Origin of the sequence: Intrasporangium sp. (assembly GCF_035280925.1) — a bacterium.
GTDB lineage: Bacteria > Actinomycetota > Actinomycetes > Actinomycetales > Dermatophilaceae > Intrasporangium.
This window is the reverse complement of the sequence record NZ_DATEEY010000046.1, coordinates 1-20,550: the sequence shown is the minus strand read 5'-3', so window position 1 is coordinate 20,550 and position 20,550 is coordinate 1. Positions and strand designations below refer to the sequence as shown.

Annotated in this window: 17 protein-coding genes; 1 reads left to right on the top strand and 16 read right to left on the bottom strand. The window is 70.6% G+C overall.

Features of this window, described 5'->3' with window-relative positions; genetic code table 11:
- Positions 1-663 precede the first annotated feature (663 nt).
- The 16 genes from tyrS to VJN29_RS04840 form a co-directional block, all read right to left on the bottom strand.
- Entirely contained in the window at positions 664-1,923 is a 1,260-nt protein-coding gene (gene tyrS / locus VJN29_RS04915; protein WP_324142464.1) for a tyrosine--tRNA ligase, read from the bottom strand.
- Positions 1,924-2,112: 189 nt separating this feature from the next.
- Positions 2,113-2,787 (bottom strand): DNA-3-methyladenine glycosylase, encoded by a 675-nt coding sequence (locus VJN29_RS04910; RefSeq protein ID WP_324142462.1) that lies wholly within the window; start codon positions 2,785-2,787, stop codon positions 2,113-2,115.
- A 4-nt stretch (positions 2,788-2,791) separates the two neighbouring features.
- Entirely contained in the window at positions 2,792-4,228 is a 1,437-nt protein-coding gene (gene argH, locus VJN29_RS04905; protein WP_324142461.1) for an argininosuccinate lyase, read from the bottom strand.
- Between the two features lie 30 nt (positions 4,229-4,258).
- Positions 4,259-4,744, bottom strand: a complete 486-nt coding sequence (gene argR / locus VJN29_RS04900) for an arginine repressor (RefSeq protein WP_324142460.1) — start codon at positions 4,742-4,744, stop codon at positions 4,259-4,261.
- Positions 4,741-5,931 carry an acetylornithine transaminase gene (locus VJN29_RS04895; RefSeq protein ID WP_324142459.1) on the bottom strand — a complete coding sequence of 397 codons (1,191 nt, stop codon included), beginning with the start codon at positions 5,929-5,931 and terminating at the stop codon, positions 4,741-4,743. The genes argR and VJN29_RS04895 overlap by 4 nt, the downstream gene beginning before the upstream one ends.
- A complete protein-coding gene (gene argB, locus VJN29_RS04890) occupies positions 5,928-6,896 on the bottom strand; it encodes an acetylglutamate kinase (RefSeq protein ID WP_324142458.1) in 969 nt (322 codons plus the stop codon). Before argB ends, VJN29_RS04895 begins: the two co-directional genes overlap by 4 nt.
- Positions 6,893-8,050 carry a bifunctional glutamate N-acetyltransferase/amino-acid acetyltransferase ArgJ gene (gene argJ / locus VJN29_RS04885; RefSeq protein ID WP_324142463.1) on the bottom strand — a complete coding sequence of 386 codons (1,158 nt, stop codon included), beginning with the start codon at positions 8,048-8,050 and terminating at the stop codon, positions 6,893-6,895. Before argJ ends, argB begins: the two co-directional genes overlap by 4 nt.
- A complete protein-coding gene (argC, locus tag VJN29_RS04880) occupies positions 8,050-9,102 on the bottom strand; it encodes an N-acetyl-gamma-glutamyl-phosphate reductase (protein WP_324142457.1) in 1,053 nt (350 codons plus the stop codon). The genes argJ and argC overlap by 1 nt, the downstream gene beginning before the upstream one ends.
- 177 nt (positions 9,103-9,279) lie before the next feature.
- Entirely contained in the window at positions 9,280-11,841 is a 2,562-nt protein-coding gene (gene pheT / locus VJN29_RS04875; protein ID WP_324142456.1) for a phenylalanine--tRNA ligase subunit beta, read from the bottom strand.
- Between the two features lies 1 nt (position 11,842).
- Positions 11,843-12,943 carry a phenylalanine--tRNA ligase subunit alpha gene (gene pheS / locus VJN29_RS04870; protein ID WP_324142455.1) on the bottom strand — a complete coding sequence of 367 codons (1,101 nt, stop codon included), beginning with the start codon at positions 12,941-12,943 and terminating at the stop codon, positions 11,843-11,845.
- A 150-nt stretch (positions 12,944-13,093) separates the two neighbouring features.
- The gene (locus tag VJN29_RS04865) at positions 13,094-14,221 is read right to left on the bottom strand and encodes an ATP-binding protein (RefSeq protein WP_324142454.1); all 1,128 of its coding nucleotides are present in this window, start codon (positions 14,219-14,221) and stop codon (positions 13,094-13,096) included.
- A gap of 141 nt (positions 14,222-14,362) precedes the next feature.
- Positions 14,363-15,175, bottom strand: coding sequence for an RNA methyltransferase (locus VJN29_RS04860; protein ID WP_324142453.1), 813 nt, complete (start codon positions 15,173-15,175; stop codon positions 14,363-14,365).
- A 32-nt stretch (positions 15,176-15,207) separates the two neighbouring features.
- A complete protein-coding gene (gene rplT, locus VJN29_RS04855) occupies positions 15,208-15,594 on the bottom strand; it encodes a 50S ribosomal protein L20 (RefSeq protein ID WP_324142452.1) in 387 nt (128 codons plus the stop codon).
- Between the two features lie 97 nt (positions 15,595-15,691).
- Positions 15,692-15,886 (bottom strand): 50S ribosomal protein L35, encoded by a 195-nt coding sequence (rpmI, locus tag VJN29_RS04850; RefSeq protein WP_034719222.1) that lies wholly within the window; start codon positions 15,884-15,886, stop codon positions 15,692-15,694.
- 109 nt (positions 15,887-15,995) lie between these two features.
- Positions 15,996-16,586 carry a translation initiation factor IF-3 gene (infC, locus tag VJN29_RS04845; RefSeq protein WP_324142451.1) on the bottom strand — a complete coding sequence of 197 codons (591 nt, stop codon included), beginning with the start codon at positions 16,584-16,586 and terminating at the stop codon, positions 15,996-15,998.
- Between the two features lie 346 nt (positions 16,587-16,932).
- Positions 16,933-18,240: an MFS transporter gene (locus tag VJN29_RS04840; RefSeq protein ID WP_324142450.1), complete on the bottom strand. Its 1,308-nt coding sequence runs from the start codon at positions 18,238-18,240 to the stop codon at positions 16,933-16,935.
- 187 nt (positions 18,241-18,427) lie between these two features.
- Between VJN29_RS04840 and VJN29_RS04835 the strand changes: the two genes are divergently transcribed.
- A complete protein-coding gene (locus VJN29_RS04835; RefSeq protein WP_324142449.1) occupies positions 18,428-20,494 on the top strand; it encodes an elongation factor G-like protein EF-G2 in 2,067 nt (688 codons plus the stop codon).
- The last annotated feature ends 56 nt before the right edge of the window (positions 20,495-20,550 follow it).

Genomic DNA, 20,550 nt, shown 5'->3' with positions numbered 1-20,550 from the left:
TGACTGAGCAAGAACAACTAGCCAAAAGCTAGAAATTCACATCAACCAAAGGATAAAAAAACGCGTGGAGACACAACCAACCACCCCAAAACAAGGCAGCCAGCCACACCCCCACAACGAGGTAATTGGCATCGATCATTTTGACACGCTGTTGAGTTCTCAAGAACCGGACACACACCATCAACCAGCCAACAGACCAGCCTCCGGGGCAACCCTTCTACTTTACCCGCCGTGCTCGAGAGGGTCAAACTCTCGAACCGGCCCCGAGGGGCGGCCGAGCCAACCCTCCAGACGTCGGCGGAACCCGCGAGCAAGGTGCACCAGATCCTGGTGGTCCTGCTCGGGGGTTGTCTGCCCCGGGACCGGCCTACTTCGCTCGGCGATGCTCGCCGCCGCTGTGGCGTCCGTTCCTCCCTGTCGGGCTGACGAAGAGAACATTAGCCCGCGGCCGCTGTGAATGCCAAATCGCCCCGCCGAGCACGGAGGAAGGGGACGATCCGGACCTTTCCGGGCGGGCTGGGGTCCCCCCTCGGAGCCCGTCACAGAGCCCCCACGGAACCCCACGGAGCCCCCGCGAGGCCCCGCGAGGCCCCACAGGCCCCCTCCGCGCGGGTCGCGCGGGTCGCGCGGGTCGCGCGAGATGCGGCCACCCTGGCCAGGCGTTCAGGCTCGTCGCGCCGCAGCCAGACTCTTGCGACCGCGTTTCAGTACGGCGACCCGGCCGTGGAGGAAGTCGTCCGCAGCGAGGACGAGCTCCGGATCGGTCACCTTGACATTGTTGAGTGATGCGCCGCCCTCGCCGATGGCTCGACGAGCCGCCTTGCGCGACTCGACGAGACCGGAGGCGACCATGGCATCGACGAACGAGGTCCCCACCCCGACGTCGGCGCCGGGAAGCTCGTTCGTCGCGTCGACGAGCGTGCCGGCGTCGAGCACGGCCAGCTCCCCCTTGCCGAAGAGCGCCTCGCTCGCCGCCTGGACCGCCTCGGTCGCCGCCCGGCCGTGAACCAGAGTGGTGACGTCAGCCGCGAGGACCCGCTGGGCCGCCCGACGGAACGGCTCCTCCTTGACCTGCCGCTCGAGCTCCTCGATCTCCGCCCGGCTTCGGTCGGTCAGCGCCTTGAGCATGGCCACGACCGACGCGTCCTCGACGTTGAGGAAGTACTGGTAGAACGCGTAGGGGCTCGTCATGTCTGCCGACAGCCACACGGCATTGCCCTCCGACTTGCCGAACTTGCGGCCGGAGGAGTCGACGAGCAAGGGCGTGGCGAGCGCGTGCACCGAGGCCCCTTCGGCCCGGTGCACGAGGTCGACGCCGGCCGTGATGTTGCCCCACTGGTCGCTGCCGCCGATCTGCAGCGTGCAGCCGTGCGCCCGGAAGAGGTGCAGGTAGTCCAACGCCTGGAGCAGCTGGTAGCTGAACTCGGTGTACGAGATGCCCTGCTCGCTCTCGAGCCGTCGCGCGATGGCCTCCTTGCGGATCATCTGGTTGACCCGGAAGTGCTGGCCGACCTCGCGGAGGAAGTCGAGCGCGCTCAACGGGGCGGTCCAGTCGAGGTTGTTGACGAGGATCGCCGCGTTGTCCCCGTCGAAGTCCAACAGGGGGCCGACCAGCCGCTGGATCCGCGCCACGGACTGGCCGATGGTCTCCTTGTCCTGGAGGACCCGCTCGGAGTCCGGCTTCGGGTCACCGATGAGGCCGGTCGAGCCTCCGACCAGACAGATGACCCGGTGTCCGGCCGCCTGCATGCGCCGGAGCACGGAGACCTGGACGAAGTTGCCGAAGTGGAGCGAGGGCGCGCTCGGGTCGAAGCCGCAATAGAGCGTGACCGGTCCCTTCGCGAGTGCCTCGCGCAGCGCCGCCTCGTCGGTGGTCTGCGCCACCAGGCCGCGCCACTGCAGCTCGTCGAAGATGTCCGTCACGGGGATCGCGTTCCTCTCGGTTCCGGTGGTCACGGCGGAGGATGTGCCCACCGCGTCACAGACTGCCCTACCGGGTGCTGGGCGGGCCAATGAGAAGTGGGCCCGTCCCAGATCACGACCACCATGCTGTATGCCGCTGGGCTCGTCCCGGTGCCGACGGGCAGGAGCGTCCGGGCTGAGTTCCCATTGCTAGGCCCCGACCGGCCGACGCCTCTGGCGCACGACGCCGGGTCGGTAGGCGGAGACCGTTGCCTCGCCGTCGAGCCAGAACCGCCACGGGAAGACCTGGGCGTCGCCTCCGGGCCCGCTGACCCCCACGCGCGGGCCGGTGCGGATGCTCTCCCGGTCTGCATCCACATCGGGGCCGGTCACGAGCAGGTCGACCGGTTCGCCGATGGGTGGGCGACAGAAGTCGCGCCCGGTCTCGTCGCGGCCAAGGGCGAGCACCTGGCCCATCCGCCCGGGACCCCTGGCCCAGTCGCGCTGCGGAATGCCGGGGCGCCTGGCCCTGGCAAGCTTGTGCCCGGCGACGACCTCTCCGCCCCGAAGCAACACAGCGGAGGCGCTGCCCTCGTGGCCGACGACGAGGTTGGCGCACCAGTGGTGACCGTAGGTGAAGTAGACATAGAGGAACCCGGCCGGGCCGAACATGACTCGCGTCCGCGGCGTCGGTCCCCGGTACGCGTGCGAACCGGGGTCGACCTGTCCGGCATACGCCTCGACCTCGGTCAGTCGGACGGTCACCCCGGCGTGGGTGACGTGACAGCCGAGCAGCTCCGGGGCGACCTCGAGGACCGGTCGCGCGAAGAAGGCGCGCGGCAGCCGCTCCGTGGCGCCACGGCGCAAGGTGTCGGGGTGGGTCACGCGGTCAGACGCTACCTGCTGCCCAGGACCGTGCCGCAGCCACGGCCACCTTGGCGGACTCCAGCTGCTCGCTCACGCGAACCTGGGCGGTCCCCCCGACCGCGTCACGTGAGGCGATCGAACCCTCCACGGAGAGGACGGACCGCACTCCGGGGGTCAGGTGCTCGCTGATGCGGGCGAAGTCATCGTCGGTGAGGTCCCACAGCTCGATGCCTTGCGACTCGCACTCGCGGACGCAGGCGCCGGCCACCTCATGGGCGACCCGGAACGGCACGCCCTGGCGGACGAGCCACTCGGCGATGTCGGTGGCCAACGCGAAGCCCTGTGGCGCCAGCGACGCCAGTCGCTCGGTGTGGAAGGTCAGCGTTGCGACCATCCCGGAGAACGCTGGCAGCAGCACCTCGAGCGTGTCGACGGCGTCGAAGACCGGCTCCTTGTCCTCCTGGAGATCCCGGTTGTAGGCCAGCGGCAGCGCTTTGAGCGTCGTGAGCAGGCCGGCGAGGTCGCCGACGATGCGGCCGGCCTTGCCGCGGGCGAGCTCTGCGACGTCCGGGTTCTTCTTCTGGGGCATGATGCTCGACCCGGTCGAGTAGGCGTCGTCGAGCGTGATGAAGGAGAACTCCCTGGTCGCCCACAGGACGACCTCCTCGGCGAATCGCGAGATGTCGACCGCCGTCATCGCGCAGACAAAGGCGAACTCCGCCGCGAAGTCGCGCGATGCAGTGCCGTCGATCGAGTTCTCGACGGCGCGGGAGAAGCCGAGGTCCCTCGCGACGACCTCAGGGTCGAGACCCAGCGATGAGCCGGCGAGCGCACCTGAACCGTAGGGCGACGCGTTGGCCCGCACGTCCCAGTCGCGGAGGCGGTCGATGTCACGGAGCAGGGCCCAGACGTGCGCCAGCAGATGGTGGGAGAGCAGCACCGGTTGTGCGTGTTGCAGGTGCGTCCGCCCCGGCATGGCGGCCCCGAGGTGGGCATCCGCCTGTCCGACGAGGGCCTCGACGACATCGAGCACCAGCCCGCCGACGACCCGGGCGTGCTCGCGCAGGTACATCCGAAAGAGTGTGGCGATCTGGTCGTTGCGTGACCGGCCGGCCCGCAGCCGCCCACCCAGCTCGGGCCCGATCCGGTCGATGAGACCGCGCTCAAGCGCGGTGTGGACGTCCTCGTCCTCCTCCGCAGGTGCGAAGGCGCCGGATCGGACGTCCTCCTCGAGACGGTCCAACCCGGCCAGCAGCGCGGCGAGCTCTTCGTCTGAAAGGAGCCCAGCGGCATACAGCACTCGCGCGTGTGCGCGTGAGCCGGTGATGTCCTGCGGTGCGAGCCGCCAGTCGAAGTGGGTGCCCTTGGACAGGGCAGCGAGCGCCTCGTCGGGGCCGCTGGCGAACCGGCCACCCCACAGGCTGAGCCGGTCGGCTGGCTGCGGCAGATCGGTGCTCATCGGGAAACCTCCTGGGGGCGTTGCGGGCGGTCAGTCACGGGCTCCGACGAGGCCCTGGAGACGGGTGGCGATCGTCGCTGCTTCGGAGTCCGTTGCGGCGACGAGCATGATCGTGTCGTCTCCGGCGAGCGTGCCGATGACGGAGGGATCGCGGGTCTGGTCGATGGCGGACGCCAGGTAGTTGGCCGCGCCGGGCGGCGTACGCAGGATGACGAGGTTTCGAGCAGGGGTCGCGGAGACGAGCAGCTCCTCGCAGGTGCGCCGCAGCCGGGCGCTGGCGCCACCGGCGATCGAACCGGTGGCCGCGACGTCGCCGCCATCTGCCGGCACCGAGTAGACGAGGGTCCCACCCCGGCGTACCTTGACGGCGCCCACCTCGACGAGGTCGCGCGAGAGCGTCGCCTGGGTCACCTCGATCCCCTCGTCGACCAGGAGGTCCGACAGCTCGCCCTGGCTGCGCACCTCGTGCTCCTCGAGCAGCTCGAGGATGCGCGCCTGGCGCTGGGTGCGGCTCATGTCACGCTCCGCGCGGCCTCGAGGATCGCGGGGAGTGCGTCGACGAAGCTGGTGAGCTCGCCCTCCGAGATGACCAGTGGCGGCGCGAGGCGCAGCGCCGTCGGTGTCACGGCGTTGACGATGAAGCCCGCTTCCCGGGCGGCGGCCATCGCAGCAGGGGCAGGTGTGCCGCTGAGCTCGATCGCGCGCAGGAGGCCCCGTCCGCGCGTGGCTGCGACCCCGGCAACGTCGAGGCTGTCGAGGTCGTCGAGGATCGAGCCGACCCGCAGGGCATTGCCGAGCAGGTCCTCGCGCTCGATGGTGTCGAGGACGGCGAGCCCTGCGGCACAGGCCAGCGGGTTGCCCCCGAAGGTCGTCCCGTGCTGGCCCGCGGCGAGCAGGCCCGTGATCCGGCGGCCGAAGGTGACGAGGGCACCGATCGGGACGCCGCCCGCGAGGCCCTTCGCGAGTGTCATGGCGTCCGGGACGATGCCGGCTGCCTGGTGCGCGAACCAGCGGCCGGTCCGGCCGATGCCGGTCTGGATCTCGTCCAGGACGAGCAGGGCGCCGTGGCGCGAGGTCAGCTCGCGAGCCAGCCGGAGGTAGTCCGCCGAGACCTCGCGGACACCGGCCTCGCCCTGGATGGGCTCGATGAACAACGCCGCCGTCCGGTCGTCGATGACGGCAGACAGGGCCGCCTCGTCGTTGGGCGGAACGAAGCTGACGTCGGGGATGAGCGGTTCGAAGGGCTCGCGGTAGGCCGCCTTGTGGGTCAGGGCGACCGCCCCGGTCGAGCGGCCGTGGAACGAGCCCTCGAGTGCGACGAGACGGGTCCTGCCGGTGCGGCGCGAGAGCTTGATGGCGGCCTCGATGGCCTCGGTGCCGGAGTTGGCGAAGAAGACGCCCGATCCCGCCGGTGCCGCCGAGATGGCCAGGAGCCGCTCGGCGAGCAGGATGGCGGGCTCCGAGGTGAAGAAGTTGCTGATGTGGATGGCCTGCTCGGCCTGCTTCGCGACCGCCTGCACCAGGGCGGGATGGCCGTGGCCGAGTGCGTTGACCGCGATCCCGGAGAGGAGGTCGAGGTACCGCTTGCCGTCGACGTCGGTCACCCAGCAGCCGTGCCCCGTCGCGAGGACGAGCTGCGGCTGCCCGAAGACCTGGACCATGGCACCGGAGTAGCGCTGGAGCAGGTCGGAGCCGATGGTCATGACGCTCCATCTGCCGGGCCGGTGGTGGCGCTCGGGTCCGGGTCGGGCAGCACCATGGTGCCGATCCCCTCGTCGGTGAAGATCTCGAGCAGGATCGAGTGCGGCTGGCGCCCGTCGACCACGTGGCTCTGGGGCACGCCGCCCCGGACCGCACGGATGCAGGCCTCGAGCTTGGGCACCATCCCCTCGTCAACGCGCTGGAGCAGCTCCGAGGCGGCGGACGCCTCGAGGGACGAGAGGAGCGAGGAACGGTCAGGCCAGTCGGCGTAGATGCCCTCCACGTCGGTGAGGACGACGAGCTTCGTGGCCCCGAGCGCAACGGCGAGCGCGGCCGCAGCGGTGTCGGCGTTGACGTTGAGGACCTGGCCGTTCCCGTCCAGGTCCGGCGCGACCGTGGAGACCACGGGGACCCGGCCAGCGGCCAGGATGTCCAGCACAGCGGACGGGTTGACGCTCTCGACGTCGCCAACGAGGCCGATGTCCACCAGCTCGCCGTCGATCTCGGTCCCCCGGCGCCGGGCCCCGAAGAGGCCGGCGTCCTCGCCGGAGAGGCCCACGGCGATCGGCCCGTGCTGGTTGAGCAGCCCGACGAGCTCGCGACCGACCTGACCGGTCAGGACCATGCGGACGACGTCCATGACCTCCGGTGTCGTGACGCGCAGTCCGCCCTTGAACTCGCTCTCGAGGCCGAGGCGAGCGAGCATCGCCTTGATCTGGGGTCCACCGCCGTGGACGACGACCGGCCGCAGCCCGGCGTAGCGAAGGAACGCGATGTCCCGGGCGAACGCCCTCTTGAGGTCCTCGTCGACCATCGCGTTGCCGCCGTACTTGACGACGACGAGGGCGCCGCGGAACCGCTCGAGCCAGGGCAGGGCCTCGACGAGCGTCGCGGCCTTGCCTGCGGCCACGCGGATGGCGGCCGCGTCGATGAGTCCCCGGAGGGCCTGGTGCGGGTGCGCGATCATGTGCTGTAGGCCGAGTTCTCGTGGACGTAGTCGTGGGTCAGGTCATTGGTCCACACCGTGGCCGTTTCGTCGCCGGCATGGAGGTCGACGAGTACGTGGACGTCACGGTGGCGGAGGTCGACGAGAGACCGGTCCTCCCCCACGCCTCCGGACCGGCACACCGGCACGCCGTTCATGTTGACGTCGAGCCGGAGCGGGTCGAATGCGGCCCTCGTCGTGCCGACCGCGGCGAGCACCCGGCCCCAGTTCGGGTCGTTGCCGAAGATCGCGCACTTGAACAGGTTGTTGCGCGCGACGGAGCGGGCGACCTCCAGAGCATCCTCGACCGACGCCGCTCCACGCACCTCGATGGCGATGTCGTGAGCCGCCCCCTCGGCGTCGGCGACGAGCTGGCGGGCCAGACTCGAGCACACGGCGGTCAGGGCGGTCGTCAGGTCCGCGCGATCGACTGGGACGCCCGAGGCGCCGGAGGCGAGGGCGACCACGGTGTCGTTCGTCGACATGCAGCCGTCCGAGTCGATGCGGTCGAAGGTGGCGGCGGTGGCCGAGCGGAGGGCGGCGTCCAGGTCCGTCGCGGAGACCGCCGCGTCGGTGGCGAGGACGACGAGCATCGTGGCCAGGGCAGGCGCGAGCATTCCCGCACCCTTGGCCATCCCGGCGGCGGACCAGCCGTCTGCGGAGTGCCCGGCAACCTTGTGGACCGTGTCGGTCGTCCTGATGGCGACCGCGGCGTCCGTGAGGCCTTCCGGGGTCAGCGCGCCGGCCGCCGCGTCCACGCCGGCGAGCAGCCTTTCCATGGGGAGCAGCTCGCCGATCAGTCCCGTGGAGCACACCACCACGTCTCCCGGCGAGATGCCGAGAACCTCCGCGACATGCTCGGCGGTGCGGTGGGTGTCGGCGAACCCCTGGGGGCCGGTGCACGCGTTGGCACCGCCCGAGTTGAGCACGACGGCGTCGACCCTGCCGTCCGTGACGACCTGCCGTGACCACGTAACCGGCGCGGCCTCGACCCGATTGGCCGTGAAGACCGCGGCGCCGGTGTGGTCGGGACCATCGTTGACGACAAGGGCCAGGTCAGGGGTGCCGCTGGCCTTGAGCCCGGCGGTGACGCCCGACGCCCGGAAGCCGCGCGGCAGAGGGACCGTCTCCGGCATCACGGGGCCACCCCCGCGACCGGCAGGCCGGTGGTCTCGGCCAGGCCGAGGGCGATGTTGGCACACTGCACGGCCGCGCCGGCGGTCCCCTTGGTCAGGTTGTCGACGGCGGACACGACGACCACGCGTCCGGCCCGCTCGTCGACGACGACCTGGACGTGGACGTTGTTGCTGGCCAGCACGTCTGCCGTTCGTGGCCATTGGCCTTCCGGCAACAGGTGGACGAACGGCTCGTCCTCATAGGCCCGCTCCCACGCTGGCCGGACCGCGCCGGGCTCGGTGCCCGGTGTCAGCCGGGCCGTGCACGTGGCGAGGATCCCACGTGCCATGGGCGCGAGCGTGGGGGTGAAGGAGACCGTCACGGTGGTGTCGGCCGCCCGGCTGAGGTTCTGCTCGATCTCCGGGGTGTGGCGATGCACGCCCCCGACGCCGTAGGGCGACATCGACCCCATCACCTCGCTGCCGAGCAGGTGCGGCTTGAGGCCCTTCCCGGCGCCGGAGGTCCCCGAGGCCGCGACGACGACAATGTCCTCGGGGGCGAGCACACCGGCCGCGAGACCGGGTGCCAGGGCGAGCGAGACCGCGGTCGGGTAGCACCCCGGGACAGCGATGCGTCGCGCCCCGGTGAGCATGCCGCGTTGCTTGGCTGCCGGGCTCCCCGGGCCGACCGGCAGCTCCGGCATCCCGTAGGGCCATGAACCCGCATGGGGCGTGTCGTAGAACGCCGTCCAGTCATCGCCGGACTCGAGCCGGAAGTCGGCCCCGCAGTCGATGACAACGACCTCGTCGGGCAGCTGGGCGGCGAGTGCAGCCGAGTGGCCGTGGGGCAGGGCGAGAAAGACCACGTCGTGCCCGGACAGGGTGTCGACCGAAGTCTCGTCGAGGCGTCGTCCGGCAAGCGGCGTCAGCTGGGGATGGATCGCCCCGAGGAGCTCACCTGCGCTGCCGCCGGCCGTCACGGCGCCGACCTCGATGTGCGGGTGGGCGAGCAGGAGCCGGACGATCTCCCCGCCGGCATACCCGCTCGCCCCCGCTACTGCTGCCCTGGTCACGATGCATGACTATACACGCCCATGCATATCCCTGCAGCCAGCCTCCTACTACCACATCCCGCAACACACCCGCCCATCGAGTGCCGACCACCCGTTGAAGGAGGCGGAGCGCGGAGTGAGCGGGTGTGTTGGGGGTCGGGCCGGGTGCCGGGATGCGTGGGCCGGGAGGCGCGCGGCTCAGCGCTGGATCGCGCCCACCGCAGCTGCTGCTGAGGCGACGGCCGCGTCACGGAACCCGTTGACCTCGTCGGTCGTCAGCGTCCGGTCGGCGGCCCGGAACGTCAGGCGGTAGGCCAGGGACTTGTGCCCCTGCTCGATCCGCTCACCCTCGTACACGTCGAAGAGGGAGACGAGCTCGAGGGCATCACCCGCCCCGGACCGGAGGGCAGCCTCGACGTCAGCCGCAGCGACATCGGTCCGCACGAGCAGGGCGATGTCGGTCATCGCGGGAGGGAACGTGGAGAACGGTTCAGCCTGCACAGCGCGGTCACTGGCAGCCGTCAGGACGTCGACATCGATCTCGGCCGCCACCGTTCTCGGAGCCAGGTCCAGTGCGGTGAGGACCTTCGGATGCAGCTCGCCGGCGTGCCCCACGAGGGTGCCGTCATGGAGCGTGATCCGGGCGCACCTGCCGGGATGCCACGGAGCGTGGGCGGCGTCCGCCGAGACGACGACGGGGACGACGAGGGAAGCGGCGACCGCCTGGACGGCCGACACCATGTCGCTCCACTCAGCTGGCCTGCCCGAGCCCCACCAGCCGGCGTGCTCGATCAGGCCCGTAGCCATGATGCCGACACGCCGTGGCTGCGCGGGGACGGCGGCATAGAGCTGCTCGAGCTCGTCGTCCGACGGACGCGCGGACACAGCGGGGATCGGGGCGCGGCGGAGCGGACCGCCAGGACGGAAGACGAGGCCCATCTCGAAGAGGGCCACGTCCTTGTGGCCGCGGGAGACGTTGCGCCGCAGGACGTCGACGAGGCTGCCGAGGACGGACGTCCGCATGAGGGGTCGCTCCTCGGACAGCGGGTTGGCGAGGCGAACGGCGCGACGCCGGTCGTCGTCGTCGGGCAGCATCAGCTGGTCGGCCAGCTCTTCCGAGACGAACGGGTAGCTGAGCACCTCGGTGAAGCCGGCGCCGGCGAGGGCGTCGGCGATCACCCGCCGGATGCCCTGGCCGTGCGTCAGGCCCCGTCCCTCGCTCGGGGTCGGGGTGATGGAGGGAATGTTGTTGTAGCCGTCGATCCGGGCGACTTCCTCCGCGTAGTCCGGCGCATCAACGAGATCCGGGCGCCACGATGGCGGAGTGACGTCGACGTAGCGCGGGTCGTCGCTCGCGGCGACGTCAGCCCCGAGGTCACGGAGGATCTGGACGACGCGATCACGCGGGTAGTCGACCCCGATGATCCGCGACGGCGCGGCCAGGTCGAGTCGGTAGGCCTCCCGAGTCGTGGTGCGGTCGACATCGGTCACCCCGGGGTCGACGTGCCCCCCGCCGTGCTCGACGAGCAGACGGACTGCCAGTTCCGCAGCGGCCGCCGGAACTCGTGGGTCCACCCCGCGCTCGAAGCGCTTGGAGGCCTCGCTGACGAGCTTGTGCCGACGGGACGTCCGGGCCACCGAGGTGGCGTCGAAGTGGGCGGCCTCGATGAGGACGTTCGTCGTGGCGGCGCTCACCTCGGACGACGCCCCACCCATGACTCCGGCCATGCCGAGGATGCCCTCGCCGCTCCCGTCGCCCTCGTCCGTGATGAGCAGGTCCTCGGGATCGAGAGTCCGCTTGACGCCGTCGAGCGTGGTCAGCGTCTCCCCCGGACGCGCCCGTCGGACGACAATGGGCCCACCGAGCGTGTCGAGGTCATAGGCGTGCAGCGGCTGGCCGAGCGCCATCATGACGTAGTTCGTCACGTCGACCGCGAGCGAGATCGGGCGCATCCCCATCTGGGCGATGCGCTTCTGCATCCATGAGGGTGACGGCGCCGAGGCGTCGACGCCCCGGACGACCCGCGCCACGAACCGGTCGCAGCCCGCGTCTCCGTCGATCGGCGCCTCGTCCTTGAGCACGACCGGGAAACCCAAGTCGTTTGGTGCCGGCGTCTCGATGAGCGCCGGGTCGCGGAACCCACCTGCTGGGCTGCCCTGGCTGTGCCAGTACTCCCGCGCGAGGCCCCGGACCGAGAAGCAGTACCCCCGGTCGGGCGTGACGTTGGCCTCGATCGTCTCCTCACCGAGGCCGAGGAGCGCGATCGCGTCGTCACCCGGCTGGACGCCCACCACGTGCTCCTCGCCGAGGAGGCGCGGCAGGACGATGATGCCCGCGTGGTCGTGCCCGAGCCCGATCTCGTCCTCGGCGCAGATCATGCCATTGGACATCCGGCCGTAGGTCTTGCGAGCGGTGATGTGGAAACCACCTGGCAGGATCGCGCCGGGGAGGACGACGACGACGAGGTCGCCCACCTCGAAGTTGGTCGCCCCGCAGACGATCTCCTGGTGCTTGCCCTCGGTCACCATCTGGCCGTTCTGGCCGACGTCGACGACGCAGAAGCGGATCGGCTTGCCGTTCTTCTGGATCGTCTCCTCGAAGTCGAGAACCCGGCCGACGACCAGGGGCCCGGTGATGTCGCCACCGTGGAGGTCCTCCTCCTCCAGCCCGACCGACACGAGCGAGGCAGCGACGTCGGCACCGGTCGCGCCGGGGGCGAGGTCCGTGTACTCAGCCAGCCAGCTCAGGGGGGCCCGCATCTCAGACCTCCATCCCGAACTGCCGCGAGAAGCGCACGTCTCCCTCGACCATGTCGTGCATGCCCTGGACCCCGTGGCGAAGCATCAACGCCCTTTCGATACCGAGCCCGAAGGCGAACCCTGAGTAGACGTCCGGATCGATTCCGCAGGCGCGCAGGACCTTCCGGTTGACCATGCCCGAACCGCCGAGCTCGATCCAGCCGGAGCCGCCACACGTGCGACAGCCGTCGGGGCCGGGATCTCCGTGGCAGGCGAAACAGACGAAGTCGGTCTCCATGGACGGCTCGGTGAACGGGAAGTACGAGGCGCGCACCCGGGTCTGGGTGCCCTCACCGAACATGATCTGGACGAAGGCGTCGATCGCCCCCCGCAGGTGCGCCATCGTCAGACCCTTGTCCACGGCCAGGCACTCGATCTGGTGGAACACCGGAGTGTGCGTCGCGTCGAGGTCGTCCGTGCGATAGACCTTGCCGGGCGCCACGATGTAGATCGGCGGCTCCTGCTCCAGCATGGTGCGGATCTGAACGGGAGACGTGTGCGTGCGCAGGACGAGTCCGGAGTCGACCGGATCGAGGAAGAAGGTGTCCTGCATCTGACGAGCGGGGTGGTCAGGACCCAGGTTGAGGGCGTCGAAGTTGAGCCACTCTGCCTCGAGCTCCGGGCCCTCGGCGACCTCCCACCCCATCCCGACGAAGGCATCGACGAGCCGCTGGGACACCAGCTCGATGGGATGCCTGGCGCCGAAGGGACTGCGGACGACCGGCACGGTGACATCGAGGCGCTCCTCGACGAGGATCCGCGCGTCCCGCTCGGCCTCCAGCTCGGTCTGGCGGGCGGTGAGCGCGGCGCCCACCCGGCCCCTCGCCTGGCCGACGCGCTTGCCGGCGTCCGCCTTGGCGCTCGGCGGAAGGGCCCCGATCTCGCGGTTGGCCAGCGCCAAGGCGCTCTTCTCACCCTGGTGCGCGATGCGAACCGCCTTGAGGTCGTCGAGCGACGTGGCGGCCGCGATGGCAGCCAGAGCCTGCTCGACAGCGGTCTCGATGTGCTCCGGGTCGAGGGCGGACACCTCGACGGGGTCGTAGTTCGTGTTGGGTCCGGACATCTCTTCGCGTTCGCTGCTCTCGCTCGGCTGCTCTGGTCGGGTCGGTCTGGCTTTGGCGGGCCCCCGCCGGGCAGGGCGGACGGCGGCGTGCCCAGTCTAGGGGCGCGGTGCAGTGCGCCGACGGGGCGTCCGCGACTCCGGCAGCCAGGGTCAGGGCAGCGCGACGGCGTCCGGCACGCCTCCGGGCAACCGGACCGCAAACCGTGCGCCGCCCACGGGATTGGACTCGACCGTCACCGTGCCACCGTGGGCCTCGACGAGGCCGCGCACGACGTAGAGCCCGAGCCCCGTGGTGGACCCGTCCGAGCCGCGCCAGAACCGTCCGAAGACCTTCTCGCGGTCGTCCTCCGGGATCCCTGAGCCCTCGTCATCGACGAGGACCAGGACCGCGTCGCCGACGACCTCGTCATCGCGGTCCAGCGTGACCGTCACCGGTGCCTCGCCGTGCCGCAGCGCATTCTCGATGAGGTTGAAGAACACCTGCTGGAGCCGGTCCGAGTCGGCCCACAGCTCGGGGACGCCGTCCTCTTGCGCCGATGGGCCGAGCCGCAGCAGGACCTGGGCTCCGGTGCGGCTGATCTCGTGCCTCGCGACGTGTGCGGCGAGCAGGTCGTGCAGGTCCACCGGCGCGAGACGGAGGCTGAGGTTGTCGGAGTCGAGACGGGAGATGTCGAGCAGCTCGGTGATGAGTCGGGTCAGCCGGCTGGCGTCCGCTTCGATCGTCTCGATCATGAGTCGCTTCTGCTCATCGGTGAAGCGGTCCCAACGACGGAGGAGGCTGCTCGTGAAGCCCGTCACCGACGTGAGGGGCGCCCGCAGCTCGTGGGCAACCGTCGACAGGACGGTCGCCTGCTCGCGTTCGGCGCGCAGGCGAGCCTCCGCATCGCGCAGCCCGACGAGGATCCGCTCGAGCCTCGCGCCGCCCGCCGCGACGACGTGTCGCGCCGTGACGAGCACGTCCCGGCCGTGGGGCCCCACCAGCAGCCGCTCGCGATGCCGGGTCCCCGTGTTCCGGGAGAGCGACGGGTCCGAGCGCTCCCACCAGTCGCGGCCGTACTTGTCCGCGAGTGGCAGGACCTCGCGCACGGGCCGGCCGATCAGGTCCTCTGTCTCGCACTCGAGGATGCGGCACGCCTCCTGGTTGACGAAGCTGATGACGCCGTCCCCGGTGACGACGACGAGCCCATCGGGCAGCAGCTCGCCCAGCGAGTACAGGGTCGCGGCGGAGGTCGGTGAGGCAGGCCGGGCCGACAGCTGGCCGTCGTCACCGGAGCCCATGGTGCGAAGGATAGCCACGCAAGGGGTGCTCGCGGCAGGGGTCGAGCGTGAGGCCTGGACCGCAGGCGCGCCCCATTCGGTGCCATTCAGTGCCATTCAGTGCCCCCGCGGCGCCCCCGGCCCCCGCGGCCCCCGCGGCCCCTAGGGCCCCCGGGGCCGCCGGAGCCGCGCCTCCGCGGAGGCGTACAGACACAGGGTCGCCGCCATGGCGAGGTTGAGCGACTCCGCGTGCCCGTGGATCGGGACGCGGACCACGTCGTCGCAGGCGTCTCGCACCTGCGCGTCGAGACCCCACGCCTCGTTGCCCATCACCCAGGCGTGCGGTCCGTCCAGGTCGGCGTACGGCAGGAGCGTGTGACCGGCTCCGTCGGCGGCGAAGAGGCGGACGCCCCGTCCGCGCAGGGCCTCGAGGATCGTCTGGATGGGCACCTCGGTGACGACAGGCAGGTGCCAGAGGGAGCCGACGGTCGAGCGGACCACCTTGGGGCCGAGCACGTCGACGCTCGCGTCGCTGACCACGACGAGGTCGGCGCCGGCCGCATCCGCACCCCGGATCACCGTGCCGGCATTGCCCGGGTCACGCACGTGCGCGAGGACGCACACGACCGCGTCGGGCGGTAGGGCACCCAGCGCGTCGTCCAGCGCGAGGCGAGCCCAGCGGCATACGGCCATCAGTCCTTGGGGGTGCCCCGCATCGCACATGGCGGCGAGCACCTCGGGCGTCACCTCGTGCACCCACAGCTTCGCGTCGCGGGCGGCCGCGAGCAGGTCCGCGTGTCGCTCCGCCGCCTCCGCCGTGACGTAGATGTCCCGCACCTGTTCGGGCGCGAAGCGCACCGCCTCACGCACCGCCTGCGGGCCCTCGGCAAGGAACTGGCCCGTTCGGGAACGCACCGAGCGCCGGGACAGCGCCCGTACGGACTTCACGCGATCGGATCGCGGGTTGGTCAGCACGCGGCCGGTCCCGGCGCTCGAGAGGTCTGCGATCAGGCTGCGCCCTCGGTAGCCTTCTCGGCCACCGGAACGTTGGCGCGCGACACCTCGACGAGGGCGGTGAACGCCGGCGCGTCGTTGACGGCGAGGTCGGCGAGGATCTTGCGGTCCACCTCGACACCGGCCGCCTTGAGCCCCTGCATGAACCGGTTGTAGGTCATGCCGTTGGCGCGGGCCGCGGCGTTGATCCGCTGGATCCACAGGCGGCGGAAGTCGCCCTTCTTCGCGCGACGGTCACGGTAGGCGTAACCGAGCGAGTGGGTGACCTGCTCCTTCGCCTTCCGGTAGAGACGCGACCGCTGACCGCGGTAGCCGCTGGCGCGCTCCAGGACGACCCGTCGCTTCTTGTGGGCGTTGATCGCCCGCTTCACGCGTGCCACGTGAATACTCCTTCGTTACTCGAACACACTTCGGTGCTGCTGGCCTGACCGGGAGTCCCGGCCGCTCAGCTCGATGCTGGTGGGGTGGCGTCCCGGCTCACTTGCCGAGGAGCTTCTTGACCTTCTTGGCGTCCGCCGGGGCGACCTCGACGTCGTTCGCGATCCGGCGGGTGTACCGCGAGGACTTGCGCTCGAGCAGGTGGCGGCCACCAGCCTGCTCGCGCATGACCTTGCCCTTGCCCGTGAGGCGGAAGCGCTTCTTCGCACCGCTGTGCGTCTTCATCTTCGGCATGATTGCCGGTCTCCTTCGTGTCGTGCCAGACGTACGGGGGCGTACGCGGACTCTCGGAGTGGCGCCGCGCCGGGCGGGCCACCGGGGTAGAACGTCTGTGGGGCGCGGGTCACTCAGCGGCGGAGGCCGCCGGGTCCTCGGACGCGACCGGCGCCTCGGCCCCGTTGGCTGCGTGCGTCGCCTCCGCGGCGCTGCGGTCGCGGGCCCGGCGCTGCTCGGCCTTGGCCTCTGCCTTCTTCTTCGTCGGGCCGATCACCATGATCATGTTGCGACCGTCCTGCTTCGGCGCCGACTCGACGTAGCCGAGCTCGGCGATGTCCTCGGCGAGACGCTCGAGCAGGCGGCGACCGAGCTCCGGACGTGACTGCTCCCGGCCCCGGAACATGATCGTCACCTTGACCTTGTCACCGGCCTTGAGGAACCGCTCGACGTGGCCGCGCTTGGTGCCGTAGTCGTGCGGGTCGATCTTCGGGCGGAGCTTGATCTCCTTGATGACGGTGTTGACCTGGTTCTTGCGTGCTTCCCGTGCCTTCATGGCGGCTTCGTACTTGAACTTGCCGAAGTCCATGAGCTTGGCGACCGGTGGCTTGGCCATGGGGGCCACCTCGACGAGGTCGAGGTTCGCCTCCTCGGCCAGACGGAGCGCGTCCTCGACGCGCACGATGCCGACCTGCTCACCATTGGGGCCAACCAAGCGCACTTCCGGGACCCGGATGCGCTCGTTGATGCGAGGCTCGCTGATGTGGTGCTCCTAAGTTCGATGACTGGTTGACGTTGTGAGCCGACCCGCTGCAAAGGAAAGGGCCCCTCGCGCGTGCACGAGGAGCCCAAGGATGTCGTATGCCGCTGAGTTGCCTTGTCGACATACGGCGCGGTGCCACACCTCCCGGAGGAGGGCGCGTCCCGCGCGGACCTGGAACCCGGCAACCTGGTGGTCGACGCGGGTGGAAGCGAGCTTCTCTTGCACGTCACCCGCCCGCTTGCACGGGAGGACGACTGGTCAGTGCTCAAGCCTAGCAGCCTGAGGGGCGTTGCCCGAATCCGTGTCAGGTGGTCGGGACGACAGCCTGGTCAGCCGACGGGGTGGGCGACGTTGGCTGGCTCGACTCGGTTGAGTCGGTTGACTCGGGACCACGGTCCGGCTCGACGTCCCGCCGCACCGTGACGGCGAGCCCGGCCAGAGCGACGAGCAGGCCGAGGGCCGACACGGAGAGGAAACCCCAGCGCCAGCCGCCGTGGTCGATGGCGAAACCGGCAATCGGCGCCCCCAGTGCCGATCCCGCGGTCATGGCTGACCCGTGCCACCCCATCATCTCGCCGCGGAAGCGCTCGGGGACCAGTCGGCTGAGCTGCTCGACGGTGGCCGTGATGGTCGGGGCACACAGCACGCCGCACACCGTGATGAGCACGGCGAAGCTCGGCACGCCGACCGCGAGCGCCACGGGAGCGGTCGTCACCGCGAGGCCGCCGAGGAGCCAGAACACCGAGAAGGACCGGTGCCAGGCACCGTACGCAAGGCCTCCGACGAGAGAGCCTGCGCCCCAGAGCGCGAGAACCCAGCCGATCGACTCTGGCTGCTCGAACTCCCTCAGGGCGGCGACGACACCGACATCGGTGCCGGTGAGGACGAGCGTCGATGCGGCTGCCGCGAGGTAGACGGCCGCAACGGGCAGGGTGATGAAACCGCGGAACGCGCGCCGATGCTGCGGGGCGCGGCGGGCCGGCTCTGCGTCGTGCGGGTGCTCGCCCGAAGGTGGGGCGGCCGGCAGGCGCGTCGAGCTCAGTGCAGGGTTGACGAGCCAGATGACGAATCCGGCCGCAGCAGAAGCCATCTCGCACACGAAGAGGGCCCAGCTCGTGTTCCACGACGTCGCCATCCAGACCCCGAGAGCCGGGCCTGCCATGAAGGAGAGCTCGGTCGCAGCCGAGTCGAGCGACAGCGCAGTGCGGCGCTGCTCGGTCGGTGTGGCCCGGAGGATCACCTGCCTCAGGATCGAGAACGTCGGCACGACGAAGAGCCCGGCCAGGGCGGCGAGGGCAACGAGGGGTGCGTAATCGACCCAGGGCGCGATGGACCAGCAGATGAGCTGGACGACGATGGAGGGACCCACCGTCCGCCGTAGGCCGATGCGGTCGAGGAGCCGACCCCGCCACGGCCCGGAGACGGCGACGGCGACGGTCGCCGCGGCGGTGACGAGCCCCGCCTGGCCGTAGCTGCGCCCGAGGCTGGTGACGACGTGCAGCGTGAGGATGACAGTGCCGGCGAACATCGGCACGCGCACGAGGAACCCGAGCAGCAGGATGCGCCGGGTCTCCCGGATGGCAAGCACGTGTCGATAGGCGCCGACGTTCACCAGACCAGAGAAGCACCCGGCGCCGACGGCCGCACCTGAATTTCGACATCGAATATCCGCGCCCAGTATCCGCGCGGCTGGCCTCCGGACGGCCACCCGAGCGTGCCAGGCTCGGCTGACTCGCAGATCACAGCGGTTCCGGCGCGCAGGCCTTGTGAGCGGGGGACAACAGGAGTTGGGTGGGGTCATGGCGAGACAAACCGGCAGATCAGACCTTCCTGCGGCCCCCAACCCCGCCTCGCCGCAGGACATCCGCAACGTCGTGCTCGTCGGACCCGGCGGGGCTGGCAAGACGGCACTCTTCGAGGCTCTCGTCGCGGCTCGCGTCCCGGGGCAGCGCCCTTCGGTCGAGGGGCACGTGCGCACGTCGACCCTCACCGCCGCCTCGTTCGACTCGAACGGGGTGGCGCTCAACCTGCTCGACACCCCCGGCTATCCCGACTTCGTCGGCGAGCTCCGAGCTGGCCTGCGGGCCGCCGACGCGGCGATCTTCGTGGTCTCGGGAGCCGACGACATCGATCGGCCCGTCTCCCTCCTCTGGCGCGAGTGCTCCGCGGTGGGCATGCCTCGCGCCGTCGTGGTGACGCACCTTGACCAGCCCCGTGCTGAGTTCGCCGCCACGGTGGAGACCTGCCGCCGCGTCTTCGGCGATGCGCAGGCGACCCACTGGCCGGTGCTGGACGGCGGACAGCAGACCGGGGTCGTCGGGCTCATCACGGGCTCCGACGACGACCTGGGCACGGACGAGCACCAGGATGCACGGCACGCCCTGATCGAGTCGGTCATCGAGGAGTCGGAGGACGTCACGCTCCTCGACCGGTATCTGGAGGGCGAGCAGGTGGAGATCTCAGCCATCCTCGCGGACCTCCGCACGGCGATCGTCAGGGGGAGCTTCTTCCCGATCCTGCCGGTCGCCCCGCCGACGGGGGCGGGCGTCGAGGAGCTGCTCTCGCTGATCGAGCAGGCCTTCCCCGACCCGACCGTGCATCCCCTGCCGGCGATCACGACGCCTGCGGGGGCCGCCATCACGGGGGTGACGTGCGACCCCGACGCACCGCTCGTGGCCGAGATCGTCCGGACCACGACCGACCCCTACGTCGGACGCCTGTCACTGACGCGGGTGTTCTCGGGCACCTTGCGCGTCGACGACACCGTGCACGTCTCGGGGCACCTCGGCGACTTCGTCGGCCATGAGGTGACCGGCCATCCGTCCCATGACGACGACGAGCGGGTCGGGCCGCTGGCCTCGCCCTTCCTCGACGGGCACCGTCCTCGCGGGACCGCGATCGCCGGGGACCTCGTGCTCGTGTCGAAGCTGACCCGGGCCGAGACGTCGGACACCCTCTCGTCGGCCGATCGTCCGGCTGTCGTCGCGCCGTGGCTGCTTCCGGAGCCCCAGCTGCCCGTCGCCATCCGGGCCGTGAGCAAGTCGGACGAGGACAAGCTCGCAGGGGCGCTCCAACGACTCGTCGCCGAGGACGTGACGATGCGCATGGAGCACGCCAGCGAGACCGACCAGGTCGTGCTCTGGACGATGGGCCAGGCCCACGTCGACGACCTGATCGCACAGCTGTCCGATCGCTACGGGGTCACCGTCGATGCCGAGCCCTACCGGACCGCGCTGCGCGAGACATTCGTCCGCAAGGTCTCGGCCCAGGGACGTCACGTCAAGCAGTCCGGCGGTCACGGCCAGTACGCCGTCTGCTCCATCGAGGTCGAGCCCCTCCCCCGTGGATCCGGCTTCGAGTTCGTCGACAAGGTCGTCGGGGGCGCGGTGCCGCGCCAGTTCATCCCCTCCGTGGAAAAGGGCGCCCGCGCGCAGCTTCAGAAGGGCTTGCTCACCGGTCACCCGGTGGTGGACGTGCGGGTCATCCTGGTCGACGGGAAGGCTCACTCGGTGGACTCCTCCGACGTCGCTTTCCAGACGGCCGCCGCCCTCGCACTCAAGGAGGCCGCCAACGAGTCGACGGTCGCGCTGCTCGAGCCGATCGACAAGGTCGACATCACCATCGCCGACGAATACCTCGGCGCGGTCATGGCCGACCTCCGGGGCCGGCGGGGCCAGGTGGTCGGCACGGAGCCAGCGGATGAGCAGGGGTGGACGGTGGTCCACGCCGAGGTGCCTGCGGCGGAGCTGTCCCGCTACCCCATCGACCTCAGATCCGTGTCGCACGGCACCGGGTCGTTCGTGCGTGAGTCGGTGCGTCACGACCTCATCCCGCCCGACAAGGCACGAGACCTGCTCAAGGTCTGACCCGCACGAGAGCGTCGGGCGGCCGACTCCTTCCGGGAGTCGGCCGCCCGGCCCCT

What these genes read in the sequence shown, in the direction of transcription:
- argH (WP_324142461.1), bottom strand. Translation starts at nt 4,228, where the DNA reads ATGAGCACCGATCTGCCGCAGCCAGCCGACCGGCTCAGCCTGTGGGGT.
- argR (WP_324142460.1), bottom strand. Translation starts at nt 4,744, where the DNA reads ATGAGCCGCACCCAGCGCCAGGCGCGCATCCTCGAGCTGCTCGAGGAG.
- VJN29_RS04895 (WP_324142459.1), bottom strand. Translation starts at nt 5,931, where the DNA reads ATGACCATCGGCTCCGACCTGCTCCAGCGCTACTCCGGTGCCATGGTC.
- argB (WP_324142458.1), bottom strand. Translation starts at nt 6,896, where the DNA reads ATGATCGCGCACCCGCACCAGGCCCTCCGGGGACTCATCGACGCGGCC.
- argJ (WP_324142463.1), bottom strand. Translation starts at nt 8,050, where the DNA reads ATGCCGGAGACGGTCCCTCTGCCGCGCGGCTTCCGGGCGTCGGGCGTC.
- pheT (WP_324142456.1), bottom strand. Translation starts at nt 11,841, where the DNA reads ATGCGGGCCCCCCTGAGCTGGCTGGCTGAGTACACGGACCTCGCCCCC.
- pheS (WP_324142455.1), bottom strand. Translation starts at nt 12,943, where the DNA reads ATGTCCGGACCCAACACGAACTACGACCCCGTCGAGGTGTCCGCCCTC.
- VJN29_RS04865 (WP_324142454.1), bottom strand. Translation starts at nt 14,221, where the DNA reads ATGGGCTCCGGTGACGACGGCCAGCTGTCGGCCCGGCCTGCCTCACCG.
- rpmI (WP_034719222.1), bottom strand. Translation starts at nt 15,886, where the DNA reads ATGCCGAAGATGAAGACGCACAGCGGTGCGAAGAAGCGCTTCCGCCTC.
- VJN29_RS04835 (WP_324142449.1), top strand. Translation starts at nt 18,428, where the DNA reads ATGGCGAGACAAACCGGCAGATCAGACCTTCCTGCGGCCCCCAACCCC.